Origin of the sequence: Modestobacter sp. VKM Ac-2977 (genome assembly GCF_026968045.1) — a bacterium.
Classification (GTDB): domain Bacteria; phylum Actinomycetota; class Actinomycetes; order Mycobacteriales; family Geodermatophilaceae; genus Modestobacter.
The window spans coordinates 35,297-51,216 of sequence record NZ_JAPVBQ010000003.1 but is presented as its reverse complement, the minus strand read 5'-3'; the positions used below and the strand labels follow the sequence as shown (position 1 = coordinate 51,216).

General features: G+C 72.9%; 14 protein-coding genes. 10 read left to right on the top strand and 4 right to left on the bottom strand.

What is annotated here, in order from left to right:
• Positions 1 to 15: 15 nt before the first annotated feature.
• From O2V63_RS12970 to O2V63_RS12955, 4 genes are read right to left on the bottom strand one after another with little or no spacing between them, the layout of a single operon-like run.
• Positions 16 to 1,101, bottom strand: coding sequence for a M24 family metallopeptidase (locus tag O2V63_RS12970; RefSeq protein WP_269167965.1), 1,086 nt, complete (start codon positions 1,099 to 1,101; stop codon positions 16 to 18).
• A gap of 18 nt (positions 1,102 to 1,119) precedes the next feature.
• Entirely contained in the window at positions 1,120 to 2,217 is a 1,098-nt protein-coding gene (locus O2V63_RS12965) for a LacI family DNA-binding transcriptional regulator (RefSeq protein ID WP_269167964.1), read from the bottom strand.
• Positions 2,214 to 3,131: a PmoA family protein gene (locus O2V63_RS12960; RefSeq protein ID WP_269167963.1), complete on the bottom strand. Its 918-nt coding sequence runs from the start codon at positions 3,129 to 3,131 to the stop codon at positions 2,214 to 2,216. Before O2V63_RS12960 ends, O2V63_RS12965 begins: the two co-directional genes overlap by 4 nt.
• A 2-nt stretch (positions 3,132 to 3,133) precedes the next feature.
• Complete coding sequence (locus O2V63_RS12955) at positions 3,134 to 4,327, bottom strand: Gfo/Idh/MocA family protein (RefSeq protein WP_269167961.1); 1,194 nt, start codon at positions 4,325 to 4,327, stop codon at positions 3,134 to 3,136.
• Between the two features lie 413 nt (positions 4,328 to 4,740).
• Here O2V63_RS12955 and O2V63_RS12950 point away from each other — a divergent pair, with 413 nt between their 5' ends.
• From O2V63_RS12950 to O2V63_RS12905, 10 genes are all read left to right on the top strand, one after another.
• Positions 4,741 to 5,706: a carbohydrate ABC transporter permease gene (locus O2V63_RS12950; RefSeq protein WP_269167959.1), complete on the top strand. Its 966-nt coding sequence runs from the start codon at positions 4,741 to 4,743 to the stop codon at positions 5,704 to 5,706.
• A 19-nt stretch (positions 5,707 to 5,725) separates the two neighbouring features.
• On the top strand, positions 5,726 to 6,586 hold the full coding sequence (locus O2V63_RS12945; protein WP_269167958.1) for a carbohydrate ABC transporter permease: 861 nt from the start codon (positions 5,726 to 5,728) through the stop codon (positions 6,584 to 6,586).
• A gap of 59 nt (positions 6,587 to 6,645) precedes the next feature.
• The gene (locus tag O2V63_RS12940) at positions 6,646 to 8,001 is read left to right on the top strand and encodes an ABC transporter substrate-binding protein (RefSeq protein ID WP_269167957.1); all 1,356 of its coding nucleotides are present in this window, start codon (positions 6,646 to 6,648) and stop codon (positions 7,999 to 8,001) included.
• 83 nt (positions 8,002 to 8,084) lie between these two features.
• The gene (locus O2V63_RS12935; RefSeq protein WP_269167956.1) at positions 8,085 to 9,503 is read left to right on the top strand and encodes a Gfo/Idh/MocA family oxidoreductase; all 1,419 of its coding nucleotides are present in this window, start codon (positions 8,085 to 8,087) and stop codon (positions 9,501 to 9,503) included.
• Between the two features lie 29 nt (positions 9,504 to 9,532).
• Positions 9,533 to 10,681: a Gfo/Idh/MocA family protein gene (locus tag O2V63_RS12930; RefSeq protein WP_269167955.1), complete on the top strand. Its 1,149-nt coding sequence runs from the start codon at positions 9,533 to 9,535 to the stop codon at positions 10,679 to 10,681.
• The gene (locus O2V63_RS12925; protein WP_269167954.1) at positions 10,678 to 11,844 is read left to right on the top strand and encodes a dihydrodipicolinate synthase family protein; all 1,167 of its coding nucleotides are present in this window, start codon (positions 10,678 to 10,680) and stop codon (positions 11,842 to 11,844) included. The genes O2V63_RS12930 and O2V63_RS12925 overlap by 4 nt, the downstream gene beginning before the upstream one ends.
• Positions 11,841 to 12,722: a sugar phosphate isomerase/epimerase family protein gene (locus tag O2V63_RS12920; RefSeq protein ID WP_269167953.1), complete on the top strand. Its 882-nt coding sequence runs from the start codon at positions 11,841 to 11,843 to the stop codon at positions 12,720 to 12,722. Before O2V63_RS12925 ends, O2V63_RS12920 begins: the two co-directional genes overlap by 4 nt.
• Positions 12,719 to 13,603 (top strand): NAD-dependent epimerase/dehydratase family protein, encoded by an 885-nt coding sequence (locus tag O2V63_RS12915; protein ID WP_269167952.1) that lies wholly within the window; start codon positions 12,719 to 12,721, stop codon positions 13,601 to 13,603. Before O2V63_RS12920 ends, O2V63_RS12915 begins: the two co-directional genes overlap by 4 nt.
• The gene (locus O2V63_RS12910) at positions 13,600 to 14,691 is read left to right on the top strand and encodes a mandelate racemase/muconate lactonizing enzyme family protein (RefSeq protein WP_269167951.1); all 1,092 of its coding nucleotides are present in this window, start codon (positions 13,600 to 13,602) and stop codon (positions 14,689 to 14,691) included. Before O2V63_RS12915 ends, O2V63_RS12910 begins: the two co-directional genes overlap by 4 nt.
• 103 nt (positions 14,692 to 14,794) lie before the next feature.
• Entirely contained in the window at positions 14,795 to 15,904 is a 1,110-nt protein-coding gene (locus O2V63_RS12905; RefSeq protein WP_269167950.1) for an ABC transporter ATP-binding protein, read from the top strand.
• The last annotated feature ends 16 nt before the right edge of the window (positions 15,905 to 15,920 follow it).

Genomic DNA, 15,920 nt, shown 5'->3' with positions numbered 1-15,920 from the left:
CGGGGAGGGCGTCGTTCAGCGGACCAGGACGTCGGGGCGCGGCAGCCCCAGCTCGTCGCGGGTGGTCGGCCACACGCCGTCGGTGGTGAGCACCTCCGGGCCGCCGTCGCCCAGCAGCAGGGTGTCCTCGATCTTCACGCCGGGGGCGGACGGGTTCCAGGCGACGGCCTGTCCGGCCACCAGCCGCACCTCGCTGTCCGGGGTGGCGACCGGGTCGCGCCCCCAGTAGCCGGTCGGGCCGCCCTGGTGGTGCCGGGTCCACTCGTCGGCCGGGAAGCCCTGGTCGGCATAGGCGCTGGCGCCGGCGGCGAAGACCTCGCCGAGCGGGCGTCCGGGGGTGGAGGCGGCCAGGAACGCCGTCTCCACCGCGCGGATCCGTGCGTCGGCATCGGCCTCGCTGGCGGTCGGCGGCGCGAGGGCGACCCAGCGGGTCGCGTTCGCGATCAGCCCGTGCCGCCGCGCGCACACGACGAGCATCACCCGTCGGCCGAGCACCCCGTCGGTGGGCAGCGCGTGCCGGAAGGGCAGCCGCTCCTCCCCGGCGACCAGGACGACGAACGGCTCGGCCCCGCGGGCCAGCAGCTCACCGCCCAGCCGGGCCGCCACCTCACGCTCGGTCGTCCGGGGCTGCAGCGACAGTGCGGTCGCGGTCAGCGCCTCGGCGGCGTCCCGGCCGAGGCGGCGGTACCGCTCGGTCTCGACCGGGAGCAGGCTCGCCCGGGCGGCTCGCAGCCCCTCCGCGGCGACCGGGTCGGCCTCGGTCAGCACTCCCGGGGTGCCCGGAGCCAGGTCGGGCCCCAGCAGCGGTGCCCACCAGTCGGTCACCTGCACCCGGACGTCGCTGGGCAGCTCCTCGGCGGCGAGCCGCTCGGCCTCGTTGTTCGGCACGAACACGGTGTCCCCGTCGGCGTCGACCACGACGGCGATCACCCCGTTCTCGGCGGACAGCTTCACGGCCGGCCGGGCGCCGTCCAGGTACCAGGACAGCGAGCCCACCGAGGTGAGCACCAGCCGCTCCTGCCCGGTCCGGCGCAGCAGGTCGAGCGCGCGTTCGCGCTTGACCGCCCGATCGGCGGCCGACGGTCGGTCCAGGTGGTGCACGGTGTCCTCCGGTGGTGGTCAGGCGAGCCGGCGGGTGCTGTCGCGCAGCACCACCTCGGCATGGACCTTGACGGCCTGGCTCGTGGTCTGTGGCTCGGTGTCCAGTGCCAGCTGCGCCGCCCGGGCGCCCATCTCCTCCAGCGGCAGGTGCACCGAGGTGAGCGAGGGGACGACGTCGCGCAGCGGGGCGATGTCGTCGAAGCCGGCCAGCGAGACGTCGTCCGGCACGCGGACGCCGGCGGCCCGGAAGCCGGCCAGCGCGCCGAGGGCCATCACGTCGTTGACGGCGAAGACGCAGGTCGGCAGCGGGCCCTGGGCGATCAGCCGGGTGGCCAGGCTCTCCCCGCCCTCCCGGGTGAACTCCCCGTGCAGCACCTGCAGGTCGGCGACGTCGATCCCCTCGGCGGCGAGGCCCTCCCGGAAGCCGGTCAGCCGGTCGCGGGAGGTCAGCAGCCCGCGTGGCCCGGCGAGCACCGCGAAGCGGCGGTGGCCCAGCCGGCACAGCTCGCGGGCCAGGGCCCGGGCCCCGGTGCGGTTCTGCGGCACCACGGCGTGGGTGCCCAGCCGGTCCTGGCTGATCACCGCGGCCTGGCCGCCGGCGGCCGCGTAGCCCTCGAGCTCGTGGGCCAGCCGCTCGTTGTGCGCCCGGTCGGTGGTGCGGCTGCCGCAGATGATCAGCGCGCGCACGCGGTGGGAGCGCATCGTCTGGACGAACTCCAGCTCGCGGTCGACGTCGCTGTGCGTGCTGGCCAGGAACACGACGAGCTCGCGCTCCTCGACCTGCCGCATCACCCCGCCGGCGATGCTGGAGAAGTACGGGTCCAGGACGTCGTGGATGATCAGGCCGACCACGTTGCTGGCCCCCCGGGCCACCGCCTGGGCCTGCGCGTTCGGCGTGTACCGGAGCTCCTGGGCCGCGGCCAGCACCCGGCCGCGGTGCGGTTCACCGACCGAGCGGCTGCCGCTGAGCACCCGGGAGGCGGTGGCCAGCGAGACCCCGGCGTGGGCGGCGACCTCGGAGAGCAGCACGGGGCCGCTGCGCCGGACGGCGGGGGCCCCGGCGACCTCGTCCGGTGTGGCGCGGCGGCCGGCCGGGCTCTCCCGAGCAGCGGTCATCGCCGTCCACCTTGGCCCGGCGCGGCCGTGAGCGCATCCCCGATGGCCTCGGAGCTCGGCGTCCCGTCGGCCACCAGGGCCCGGAAGCTGCGGGTGGTGGCCGCCCCGGGTGCGAGTCGCACCGGGTGCTCGGCGGCCAGCTGGGAGCCCAGCCCGGGGTAGTCGTCGACGCGGACGAACCAGGGGTCGCCCCGGGTGGCCTCGTCGGTGCCGGCCAGCGCCACGGTGAACGGCGCCGGGCCGGTGGCGGCGAAGGCCACCCAGGACGCACACGAGCCGTGCACGGCGTCCTCACCCTCGGCGTCCGGGCTCCACACCCGGGCCCCGGTCACCGGGGGGAACCGCCAGAACAGCCCGCCGTAGCCGGCACCGCTGCGCCCGTTGGTCGCGGGGCTGCCCAGCTCCACCGGGGCGTCGGTGGCGTTGTGCAGGGTGGTGGTCAGGTCGAGGGTCCAGGCGCCGGGGAGCAGAGCCGGGGCTGCCTCCACGGTGCGCTCCTCGGTGAGCAGCGTGCGCCCGTCCGGGCCCAGCCAGTCGAGGGTCTCCCGGAAGCCGTCGGGTGCCAGCGCCGTCCACCCGGTGTGCACCTGGCGACCGTGGTCGGCCCGCCAGGTGTAGCCCTGGTCGCGCAGGTAGGTGCGGCCGCCCCAGACGTTCGCCCCGCCGACGTCCTGCAGGGTGACCGAGACGCCCAGGTGCCAGCGGTGGTCCTCCGGCTGGGCGTCGGTGACGGGGGTGCCGGCCAGCGTGGTGACCGGGTGCAGGAACGGCCGGGGGGCGAGCACGCCGGGCAGCCCGGCGCCGTCCCAGCAGGTGGCGACGACGGTGCCGGCGACCGTCAGCGTGGCCAGGGCCGTGCCGGCCGGGGACGGTTCCTCCGGGACGTGCCCCTGGTGCAGGGCCTTGAGCGCCACCGTCAGCCCGCCACGGACGACGGAGCCGCGCCCAGCTGCCGCACCGCCGGGGCCTGGGCCCAGGGCGTCCCCAGCTCGGAGAAGAGCCGCAGCTCCTCGGCGGCCCGGTCGACCAGCGCGTCGACGCCCGGCACGACCTGGTGGGCGGTGGTGCCCTCGCCCTCGGCCCGCCGGTGCCCGGCCGGGATCTCCACCGGGTCCGGGGCGCAGCGCACCGCCTCCACGACCTCCATGAAGGAGCGCGTCGCCGACGGGGGGACGAGCAGCGGCCGGGTGCGGTCGCGCAGGTGGGCCAGCAGGTCCTCGAGCAGGTCGGTGCTCGGGTGCGTCGTCGTCTCGTCGACGCCGTCGGCCTGCAGCCGCACCTCACCGGTCTTGTAGGAGAGCGTGATCCGCCCGGTGCTCCCGTGGACGACGAGGACGGGGTCGCGCGGGTGCTCGGCGGCCAGCGTGGCGGCGATGGTGACCACCGGCCCGCCGGCGGTGCGGATCCGCAGGCAGGAGGTGTCGTCGGCCTCGATCGGGTTGGCCCGGTACAGCTCGACCTCGATGGTGTCCAGCGAGCCGGCACCGGTGGCGCCGGTCAGGGCCAGGGCGGTGGCCACCGCGTGGGCGAAGGGGTTGGTCAGGGCGCCGTCGACGACCGGCACCCCGTCGACGCTGCGCCGCCCGGCCCAGCTGGCCCGGCCGTAGTAGGACGCGTCCCGGACCCACGCGCAGGCGGCGCCGATGCCGCGGACCGTGCCGATCGCCCCGCCCTCGACCAGTGAGCGCACGCGGCCGATGGCCGCTGAGCCCAGGCTCTGGAAGCCGATCTGGCAGGCCGCCCCGGTGCTCTCGATGCCCTCGACCAGCCGGTCGAACTCGGCCAGCGTCGGGGTGGGGGGCTTCTCCAGCAGCACGGCGCTGCCCGCCCGGGCGGCGGTGAGCGCCAGGTCGGTGTGGGTGTGGATCGGCGTGCAGATGATGGTCACGTCGGGGCTGGTCGCCGCGAGCAGCTCGTCCAACGAGGCGGCGACGAGGACGTCGCCGGCCAGTGCGCGCAACTCGTCGTCCAGCGGCCGCGGGTCGCAGATCCCGACCAGGCGGACGTCACCGGCCGCAGCCAGCCGGCGCAGGTTCTGCAGGTGCCAGCGACCGTGGCCGTGGGCTCCGACGAGCACCACCCGGCCGGCGGTTCGGGACTGTCCTGGCACGTGATCCCCCTTGACCGAGCCAGTCGTCGGCGCGGTCGCCGACGGGACGCTGAGCGTAGCCAGACCCGCCGCAATGGGAAAGGGCTTGCCGACGAGTCGGCCGGGACGTGTCGGGCCCGAAGTCGCCGGCCGACGTGAACGTACTGGTCAGCGCGGCGCAGTGGGCGGTGTCGCCGGATCGTGACCCAGTTGCCCGAGTCGACTCGTTGACATGCCCGAGCCGACCCGAGTAGAAAGCGCTTACCCACTTGTGAGGCAGCGCACAGCGGCAGCCGAGTGGCCCGGGCGGGCTCGCCGAGCGTTGACAGCGGTTCGGCCGGGGGTCTAGAAAGCGCTTACCAACATGTGAGCCACTGCACATCCGACGCACCGGACGAAGCCGTCCGACGAGCTGCACAGAGAGGTGAGAGCCCGTGTCGTCAACGCTCGACGTCCCGTCGCGCGAACGCTCGCACGACGAGGCTCCTGGGACCACGGGTCGTGCTGCGCCCCGTGGGCGGAAGTGGTGGACGGCTCGCCTCACGCCGTACCTGTTCCTGGCCCCGTGGTTCGCCGGCCTGCTGTTCATCACCGCCGGACCGATCGCCGCCTCGGCGTACCTGTCCTTCACCGACTACAGCCTCATCGGTGCGCCGGAGTGGATCGGGCTGGACAACTTCCAGCGGATGTTCGACGACCCGCGCTTCTACCAGTCGCTCAAGGTCACGTTCATCTACGTCGTCGTCTCGGTGCCGCTGCAGCTGGCGTTCGCCCTGTTCCTGGCGATGATCCTGGACCGGGGCCTGCGCGGCCTGGCGCTGTACCGGTCGGTCTACTACCTGCCGTCGCTGATCGGCGGCAGCGTCGCGATCGCCATCCTGTGGCGGCAGATCTTCGGCTCCGACGGGCTGCTCAACGGCGTCCTGCGGTTCATCGGGTTCGAGAACCCGCCGGGCTGGGTCTCCGACCCCGACTACGCCCTCGGCACGCTGATCATCCTCAACGTCTGGACCTTCGGCGCCCCGATGGTCATCTTCCTGGCCGGGCTGCGGCAGATCCCGACCATGTACTACGAGGCGGCGTCCCTGGACGGCGCGGGGAAGGTCCGGCAGTTCTTCCAGGTCACCCTGCCGCTGCTCTCGCCGATCATCTTCTTCAACCTCGTGCTGCAGACGATCAACGCGTTCCAGACGTTCACGCAGGCGTTCATCGTCAGCGGCGGCACCGGCGGTCCGGCGGACTCGACGCTCTTCTACACGCTCTACCTCTACCAGCGCGGCTTCGGCAACTTCGACATGGGCTACGCCTCGGCGCTGGCCTGGTTCCTCCTGCTCATCGTCGGTGGGCTGACCGCGATCAACTTCTTCGCAGCGAAGTACTGGGTGTTCTATGGCGACTGACCTGACCGTGGCCCCCCCTGTGGCTGCCACGGAGAAGCTGCCCGACCGCAAGAAGAAGCAGCGGCCGCGCTGGCTGGCGCACACCGTGCTCATCCTCGGGGCGCTGCTCATGCTCTACCCGCTGCTGTGGATGCTCTCCAGCTCGTTCAAGTTCACCGAGGACATCTTCAGCCAGACCGGCTTGATCCCCGAGCGCGTCACCACGGAGAACTACCCTGAGGGCTGGACGGCGCTGCCTCGGGACTTCGGCCACTACATCTGGAACTCGCTGGTCATCGTCGTCGGTTCGATCATCGGCAACCTGCTGGCCTGTTCCGCGGCGGCCTACGCGTTCGCTCGGCTGAACTTCAAGTTCAAGAAGTTCTGGTTCGCGGTGATGCTCGGGACGATGATGCTGCCGATCCACGTGGTGATCGTGCCGCAGTACATCCTCTTCTCCGAGCTCGACTGGATCAACACCTACTGGCCGTTGATCGTGCCGAAGCTGCTGGCCACCGACGGCTTCTTCATCTTCCTGATGGTGCAGTTCATCCGGGGCATCCCGCTGGAACTGGACGAGGCCGCCCGGATCGACGGCTGCGGGCACTTCGCCATCTTCTGGCGGATCGTGATCCCGCTGTCGGTGCCGGCTCTGGCCACCACGGCCATCTTCACCTTCATCTGGACCTGGAACGACTTCTTCAGCCAGCTGATCTTCCTGACCGATCCGGAGATGTACACCGTCCCGGTCGCCCTGCGGACGTTCGTCGACGCGACGAGCCAGACGCCGTGGGGTCCCGTCTTCGCCATGTCGATCGTCGCCCTGGCGCCGGTCTTCGGCTTCTTCCTCGCGGGTCAGCGCTATCTCGTCCGCGGCATCGCCACCACGGGGCTCAAGTGACGACACCACACAGCTCACGCGCCACTCATCCACGCAGCACTTACAAGGAGGTAAGGAACGTGCACACGAACCGGAGCAATGGGGCGCGTACGCCCTGGCCCACCCGCATCGGCGTCACCGGCGGCGTCCTCGGGCTGCTGCTGACCACCGCGGCCTGCGGTGGCGACGACGGCGGCGCAGCCGCCGACGGCGGCACGACCCGCGACGACGGGCCGGTCACCATGCGGATGTCGTGGTGGGGCAGCGACACCCGGCACGCCGCCACCCAGGAGCTGATCGACCTCTACGAGTCCCAGAACGAGGGCGTCACGATCGAGGGCGACTTCACCGGGTTCGCCGACTACTGGGACCGCCTGGCCACCAGCACCGCCGGCGGCGACGCGCCCTGCCTCATGCAGCAGGACACCCGGTACGTCCGGGAGTACGCCGACCGTGGGGCGCTGCTGGACCTCACGCCGTACATCGAGGACGGCACGATCGACACGAGCGACCTCGACGAGAACGTCGCCGAGACCGGCGCGGTCGAGGACGCCACCTACGCGATCCCCACCGGGGTGAACGCCTTCTCCGTGGTCATCGACCCGGCGGCCTACGAGGCCGCCGGGGTGCCGGTGCCCGACGGTTCGTCCTGGACCTGGGAGGAGATGGTCGACACCGCCGCCCAGGTCACCCAGGCGACCGGCGGGGAGGTCTACGGCATGCAGGCGATGGGCCTCAACGGTGGCGACACCAACTTCGAGGTCTACGCCCGTGAGCAGGGCGAGGCGCTGTTCGACGAGAACGGCGAGATCGGCTTCACCACCGAGACCCTGGCCGACTGGTGGGCCATCGAGAAGAGGGCATCCGAGACCGGCGCCGAGCCGCCGCCGGCCACCACGGTCGAGGTGTTCAACGGCGGGGTCGACCAGGCGCTGGTCGCCACCGGCAACGGTGCGTCGGGCTTCTGGTGGACCAACGAGCTGCCCGCCCTGACCGCGGGGGCCGGCAGCGAGCTGGAGTTCCGCCAGTTCCCCACCGAGGAGGGGGACGGCGAGACCGGCATGTACCTCAAGCCGGCCATGTTCTGGGCGATCAGCAGCGACTGCGAGAGCCCGCAGGAGGCGGCCATGCTGCTGGACTGGCTGATCAACTCCGAGGACGCGGTGAACATCATCAAGGCCGACCGCGGCCTGCCGGTGAACACCGAGCTGCGTGACCAGATCGCCCCGACCCTGGACGCGCCCGGCCAGGCTGCCGTCGCATTCGTCGAGGAGATCACCCCCGGTCTGCAGGACCCGCCGGCGCTGCCCCCGCAGGGCGCCGGTGAGGTGCAGTCGATCCTGCAGCGCTACACCGAGCAGATCCTGTTCGACCAGGTCTCGGTGGAGGACGCCGCCGAGCAGTTCATGAGCGAGGTCGAGTCGGCGATCGCCTGATCGCCGGCCAGGGGGCGGCCGGTCACCGGCCGCCCCCTGGCACCCCCTCCCTGCGCCACCCGTCCCACCACCGAGAGGGAGACGTGACCACCACCGCCTCGTCCGCGCCCCCGGAGCCGCGTCGCTACGCGATCGTCGGCACCGGCCACCGCGCCGAGATGTACGTCGCGGCGCTGCTCGGCAGCCACGCCGACGTCGGCCGGCTCGTCGCCCTCTGCGACCCCAACAGCACGCGGATGGCCTACTACCAACGACAGTTCGCCGCAGCCCACCCCGGCGCGGCGCCGCTGCCGGCCTACGGGCCCGAGGACTTCGACACGATGCTCGACCGGGAGCAGCCCGACGTCGTCATCGTCGCGAGCGTCGACCACACCCACGCCGAGTACATCTCCCGCGCGCTGCGCGCCGGCCACGACGTGATCACCGAGAAGCCGCTGACCACCGACGCCGCGGGCTGCCGCACCATCGTCGACGCCGTCGACGAGACCGGCCGCGACCTCGTCGTCACCTTCAACTACCGCTACTCGCCGCGGAACTCCGCCGTCCGGCAGCTGATCGCCGACGGTGCGATCGGCCAGGTGACCAGCGTCCACTTCGAGTGGGTGCTGGACTCCGTCCACGGTGCCGACTACTTCCGCCGCTGGCACCGGGACAAGGCGCTGTCCGGCGGCCTGTTCGTGCACAAGGCCACGCACCACTTCGACCTGGTCAACTGGTGGGTCGGCGCGGTGCCGGAGACCGTGTTCGCCCTCGGCGGTCTGCGCTTCTACGGCGACGCCAACGCGAAGGAGCGGGGCCTGGGCGAGCGCCCGGCGCGCAGCCACGGCGCCCCGGACGCCGGCCGCGACCCGTTCGCCCTCGACCTGGCCGGCAACGACCGGCTGCGTCAGCTCTACCTGGAGGCGGAGGCCGAGGACGGCTACATCCGCGACCAGGACGTGTTCTCCCCGGGCATCACCATCGAGGACAACATGGCGCTGCTGATGCAGTACGCCGGCGGCCCGGCGCTCAGCTACTCGCTCAACGCCCACGGCCCCTGGGAGGGCTACCGGGTGAGCATCAACGGCACCGCGGGCCGGATCGAGCTGTCGGTGGTCGAGCGGGCTGCGGTCGTCGCCGCGGACGACGTCATCGGCGGGTTCGGCGTCGCCGTCGACCCCAGCGCCACGCCCGAGGAGGTCCAGGCGGCGTCCGGGGCCCGGAGCGAGGGCACCGAGCTGGTGCTGCAACGCCGCTGGGAGGCCGCCCGGCGGATCGAGGTCCCCGAGGGGCCCGGTGCGCACGGCGGCGGCGACGCCCTGCTGCTGGACGACCTGTTCCGCCCCGGCACCCGGTCGGACCCGCTGGGTCAGGCGGCCGGCTGGCTCGACGGCGTCCGCAGCGTGCTCGTCGGCGCGGCGGCCAACCAGTCCCTGACCACCGGCCAGGTCGTGCACCTGGCCGACTTCGGCATCCCGCTGCGGCCCGAGGCCGCAGCCGCTCCCGCCGGGAGCACCCGATGACCCCCTCACCCGCTTTGGAGGCAAGCACCGTGGACAGCTCGATCGGCATCATCATGAACGGCGTCACCGGCCGGATGGGCTACCGCCAGCACCTGGTCCGGTCCATCCTCGCCATCCGGGACGCCGGTGGGCTGCAGCTCGCCGACGGCCGCCGGGTCGTGCCCGAGCCGATCCTGGTGGGCCGCAACGAGCGCAAGCTGGCCGAGCTCGCCGCCCAGCACGGCATCGAGCGGTGGACGACGGACCTGGACGAGGCGCTGCGGGACGACTCCGCACCGATCTACTTCGACGCCCAGGTGACCCAGGCGCGGGAGAAGTCGATCAAGGCCGCGATCGCCGCCGGCAAGCACATCTACACCGAGAAGCCCACCGCGGAGTCCCTCGAGGGCGCCCTGGAGCTGGCCCGGCTGGCCGCCGAGGCCGGGGTGAAGAACGGCGTCGTCCACGACAAGCTCTACCTGCCGGGCCTGGTGAAGCTGAAGCGGCTGATCGACGGCGGCTTCTTCGGCCAGATCCTGTCGGTGCGCGGCGAGTTCGGCTACTGGGTGTTCGAGGGCGACTGGCAGGAGGCCCAGCGGCCGAGCTGGAACTACCGCAAGGAGGACGGCGGCGGCATCGTCGTCGACATGTTCTGCCACTGGTCCTACGTGCTGGAGAACCTCTTTGGCCGGCCGGAGGCGGTCACCGCCAAGGCGGTCACCCACGTCCCCACCCGGATCGACGAGCACGGGCAGCCCTACCCGGCCACCGCCGACGACGCCGCCTACGGCATCTTCGAGCTGCCCGGCGGCGTGATCGCGCAGATCAACTCCTCCTGGGCGGTGCGGGTCTACCGCGACGAGCTGGTCGAGTTCCAGGTCGACGGCACCGAGGGCAGCGCCGTCGCGGGGCTGCGCGAGTGCAAGATCCAGCACCGGGCCACCACCCCGAAGCCGGTCTGGAACCCCGACCTGCCGGTCACCGAGCGGTTCCGGGACCAGTGGCAGGTCGTGCCGGACAACGCCGACCTGGACAACGGCTTCCGGGCGCAGTGGGAGCAGTTCCTCCGCCACGTGCTCGAGGACGCCCCGCACGCCTACGACTTCCTCGCCGGTGCCCGCGGTGTCCAGGTGGCCGAGCTGGGCCTGCAGTCCTCGGCCGAGGGGCGCCGCATCGAGATCCCCGAGGTGACGGTGTGAGCGGCCCGACCGTCCGGCTGCCCCGGGCCGACGGGACGCTCGCCGAGCACCGGCTCGGCGAGCCCGGTGCCTTCACCCGCCCCGACGGCCCGCTGACCAGCCGCACCGCCTACGCCGCGGCGCACGTGGTGGCCGACCCGTTCGGCGACAACACCCCCGGTGCGCCGGTGGACGTCGACTGGGAGGCGACCCTCGCCTTCCGCCGGCACCTGTGGTCCTACGGTCTCGGCGTCGCCGACGCGATGGACACCGCCCAGCGCGGCATGGGCATGCCCTGGAGCACCACCGCCGAGCTGATCCGCCGCTCGGCCGCCGAGGCCCAGGCCTGCGGCGGGCTGCTGGCCTGCGGTGCGGGCACCGACCAGGCGCCGGCCGACCTGGCCAGCACCGACGAGGTGCTGGCCGCCTACCTCGAGCAGATCGAGGTGGTCGAGGGCGCCGGCGCGAACGTGATCATCATGGCCAGCCGGCAGCTGGCCCGGGTGGCCCGCAGCGCCGAGGACTACGCCAAGGTCTACGCCCGGCTGCTCGAGCAGGTGTCGCGGCCGGTGGTCCTGCACTGGCTCGGCCCCATGTTCGACCCGGCGCTGGCCGGCTACTGGGGCTCGGCGCAGCTGACCGAGGCCACCGACACAGTGCTGCAGGTGATCGCCGACCACAGCGCCAAGGTCGACGGGATCAAGGTCTCCATGCTCGACGAGGCGCACGAGGTGGACATGCGCCGCCGGCTGCCCGACGGCGTCCGGCTCTACACCGGGGACGACTTCAACTACCCGTCCCTGGTGCGCGGGGACGGCGAGTCGTACTCGCACGCCCTGCTGGGCATCTTCGACGCGATCGCCCCGGCCGCCTCCACCGCGCTGCAGGCGCTGGACCGGGAGGACCTGGCCACCTACGACCGGCTGCTCGAGCCGACCGTGGCGCTGTCCCGGCACCTGTTCGGCACGCCCACGTACTACTACAAGACCGGCATCGTCTTCCTGGCCTGGCTGGCCGGCCACCAGCCGGGCTTCCGGATGGTCGGCGGGCTGGAGAGCTCGCGCAGCCCGGTCCACCTGGCCGAGGTCCTCCGGCTGGCCGACGCCGCCGGGCTGCTGCCCGACCCGGAGCTCGCCGCCGGGCGGATGAGCACGTACCTGTCGACCGTGGGGGTGGCCCAGTGACCGCCGACCCGCGGCTGGCCAAGCTGTCGATCAACCACAAGACGGTCGAGGGCTGGTCGATGCCCGACTTCGTCGACGGGGTGGCCGCGGCGGGGCTCTCCGCGCTCGGCACCTGGCGCGAGCCGGTCGCCGAGTTCGGCCTGGAGCGGTCCGCGAAGCTGATCCGGGACGCCGGCCTGCGGGTCACCTCGCACTGCCGCGGCGGGTTCCTCACCGCGAGCGACCCGGCCGCCCGGGCCACCGCGCTCGCGGACAACCGGCGGGCGATCGACGAGGCCGCCACCCTGGGCGCCGAGTCGCTGGTCATGGTGGTCGGCGGCCTGCCCGCAGGCTCCCGCGACCTGGCCGGCGCCCGGGAGCGGGTGGCCGAGGCGCTGGCCGAGCTGGCGCCCTACGCCGGCGAGCGCGGCGTGCGACTGTCCCTGGAGGCGCTGCACCCGATGTACTGCGCCGACCGGGCCGTGCTCTCCACCCTCGCCCAGGCCCTCGACCTGGCCGAGCCCTTCCCGTCGGCGCAGGTGGGCGTGGTCGTCGACACCTTCCACCTCTGGTGGGACCCGGAGGTCTGGGCGTCGATCGCGCGGGCCGGTGACCGGATCGCCTCCTTCCAGGTCTGCGACTTCCTCATGCCCATCCCGGCCGACGCGCTCATGGCCCGCGGCTACATGGGCGACGGGGTGATCGACTTCCCGCCGTTCGTGGCCGCCGTCGAGGCCGCCGGCTGGACCGGTGACGTCGAGGTGGAGATCTTCAACGCCGACGTCTGGGCCCAGCCCAAGGCCGAGGTCGTGGAGACGGTCAAGCAGCGCTACCTGGACGTGGTCGTGCCCGGCGTCGGGGCGGGTGGCGTGGGCGGGAGCAGGGTGGTGTCGGCGTGAAGGTGCTGGTCACCGGGGGCGCCGGCCGGCTGGGCCGCAGCGTCGTCGACGGGCTGGCCGACGCCGGCCACGAGGTCGTCTCGGTCGACGTCGCCGCCGCGCCGCTGGAGAAGGCCGCGGAGACGTTCCCCGCCGACCTGACCGACCTCGGCCAGGCCTACGGGGTGATGGCCCGGTACCGGCCGGACGCCGTCGTCCACCTGGCGGCGATCGCCGTCCCGTTCAGCCGGCCCGAGTCGGTCATCCACGCCACCAACAGCACGCTGGCCTACAACGTGCTGCAGTCCGCCATCGACCTCGGTGTCGGCACCGTGGTCACGGCCAGCAGCCCCACCGTCATGGGCTACGGCAGCCCAGCCGGCTGGGCACCGCGGTACCTGCCGCTGGACGAGGACCACCCGGCACGGCCGTGGAACGCCTACGGGCTGTCCAAGCTGGCCGCCGAGCAGACCATGCGGATGTTCGCCGCCCAGTACGGCGACCGGGTGCGTCTGGCGGCGTTCCGGCCGTGCTTCGTCATCGCGCCGGAGGAGTGGGCGGGGGCGCCGACCCAGCAGGGGCACACGGTGCGCGAGCGGATCGCCGACCCGCGGCACGGCGCGGTCTCGCTGTTCAACTACGTCGACGCCCGCGACTGCTCGGACTTCCTGGACACCCTGCTGGGCAAGGCCGGCGAGGTGCCCAACGGCGAGGTCTACTTCGTCGGCGCCCAGGACGCGCTGGCCGAGGCGCCGCTGGCCGAGCTGCTCCCGGAGTTCTCCGGGGTCGCCCCGGAGCTCGCCGCCGGCCTGACCGGCACGAGCCCGGCGTTCAGCACCGCCAAGGCGGAGCAGCTGCTGGGCTGGACGGCGTCCCGCAGCTGGCGGACGGAGCTGCGATGAGCACGGTCGCCCGGCTGTCCAGCCGGCTGTTCCGGCTGCCGCTGTCCCGGCCGTGGGGCGCCGACGTGCCCGCGCTGCACCTGCTGGTCACCGAGCTGGAGACCAGCGACGGCCGCACCGGCACCGGGTTCAGCTGGACGCCGTCGATCGGGGCCCGCGCGCTGCAGTCGCTGGTCGACCACGACGTCGCCCCGGTGGTCGTCGGCGGGCCGGTGGAGCCCGGCGTCGTCTGGGACCGGCTCTGGTGGCACCTGCACGAGGCCGGCGGCGGCGGGCTGACCACGATGGCGATCGCCGCCGTCGACACCGCGCTGTGGGACCTCGCGGCCAAGGCCGCCGGGCAGAGCCTGGTCGACCACCTGGGCCGCCGGCGCGACTCGGTCGCCGTCTACGGCAGCGGGGTCAACTTCCACTACTCCCTCGAGGAGCTGGTCGCGCAGACCGAGCGCTGGGTCGCCGACGGGTGCACCGCGGTGAAGATCAAGGTGGGCCGGCCCGACCTGGCCGAGGACGTCGAGCGGGTGGCCGCCGTCCGCGCGGCGCTCGGGCCGCACCGCCGGCTGATGGTCGACGCCAACCAGCGCTGGGACCTCCCGACGGCGATGCGCGCGGTCCGGGCGATGGCGCCCTACGACCTGTACTGGGTGGAGGAGCCGCTGGTCGCCGACGACCTGACGGCGCTGGGCCGGCTGCACGACGCCGGGCTGGGCGTGCCGATCGCGGTGGGGGAGAACGTCTACACCGCGTTCCAGTACCGCGCGCTGCTCGCCTCCGGAGCCGCCGATGTCGTCCAGCCCAACGTGGTGCGGGTCGGCGGGATCACCCCGTTCCTCCGGATCGCCCAGCTCGCGGCGGCGGCGAGCGTGCCGGTGGCGCCGCACCTGCTGCCGGACGTCTCCGGGCAGCTGGCGATGTGCCTGCCGCTGACCACCATGGTCGAGGACGTCGAGGACGCCTCGTTCGCGGCGCTGGGCGCCCTCGCCGAGCCCAGCGGGGTGACCATCGACGACGGCGTGCTCCGGGCTCGGACGGCGCCCGGTCATGGGCTGGTCTTCGCCACCGACCGGATGGAGGCGCTGGACGGCTGAGCCGCTCCGGCGTGCACGCACACCACCATTGATCTCGGAAAGCGCTTGCCGTACGGTGACGGCAGTCACAGGCGCGACAGCGCACGAGCGAGGGAGCTCCCCCATGGCATCGGTCACCTACGACAAGGCGACCCGGCTCTACCCCGGCAGCGACAAGCCGGCGGTCGACCAGCTCGAGCTGCAGATCGAGGACGGTGAGTTCCTGGTCCTCGTCGGCCCCTCCGGCTGCGGGAAGTCCACCTCGCTGCGGATGCTCGCCGGCCTGGAGGAGGTCGACGGCGGCGCCATCCGGATCGGGGACAAGGACGTCACCGACGTCGAGCCGAAGGACCGGGACATCGCGATGGTGTTCCAGAACTACGCGCTCTACCCGCACATGAGCGTCGCCGACAACATGGGCTTCGCGCTGAAGATCGCCGGGATGGGCAAGGAGGAGCGCCGCGCCCGGGTCGTCGATGCGGCCAAGCTGCTGGACCTGGAGCCCTACCTGGACCGCAAGCCCAAGGCGCTCTCCGGTGGGCAGCGCCAGCGCGTGGCCATGGGTCGGGCGATCGTGCGCAAGCCGCAGGTCTTCCTGATGGACGAGCCGCTGTCCAACCTGGACGCCAAGCTCCGCGTGCAGACCCGCACCCAGATCGCCTCGCTGCAGCGCCGGCTGGGCATCACCACCGTCTACGTCACCCACGACCAGGTCGAGGCGATGACGATGGGCGACCGGGTCGCGGTGCTCAAGGACGGCGTCCTCCAGCAGGTCGCCAGCCCCCGGGAGATGTACGACCGCCCGGCCAACGTCTTCGTCGCGGGCTTCATCGGCTCCCCGGCGATGAACCTGGCCGAGGTGCCGCTGGTCGACGGTGGCGCCCGGCTCGGGGACATCTGGGTCGAGCTCCCGCGGGAGACCCTGACAGCTGCCGGTGCGGACCAGTCCGTCACGCTCGGGTTCCGGCCCGAGGCACTGGAGCTGGCCGAGCCGGGGCAGGGCTTCAAGGTCAAGGTCGACCTGGTCGAGGAGCTGGGCTCCGACGCCTTCGTCTACGCCACGATCGCCGACGAGCAGCTGGCCGAGCACCTGCACGGCGGCGACACCGCGCAGATCGTGGCCCGCGTCGACGCCCGGCGCCCACCGGCCAAGGGCGGCGACGTGTGGCTGAGCATCCGGCCGGGCGAGGAGCACGTCTTCTCCACCAGCACCGGCCGGCGACTGTCCCACTGAGGGCGGCCCCCGTCCT

What these genes read in the sequence shown, in the direction of transcription:
- O2V63_RS12965 (WP_269167964.1), bottom strand. Translation starts at nt 2,217, where the DNA reads ATGACCGCTGCTCGGGAGAGCCCGGCCGGCCGCCGCGCCACACCGGAC.
- O2V63_RS12910 (WP_269167951.1), top strand. Translation starts at nt 13,600, where the DNA reads ATGAGCACGGTCGCCCGGCTGTCCAGCCGGCTGTTCCGGCTGCCGCTG.
- O2V63_RS12905 (WP_269167950.1), top strand. Translation starts at nt 14,795, where the DNA reads ATGGCATCGGTCACCTACGACAAGGCGACCCGGCTCTACCCCGGCAGC.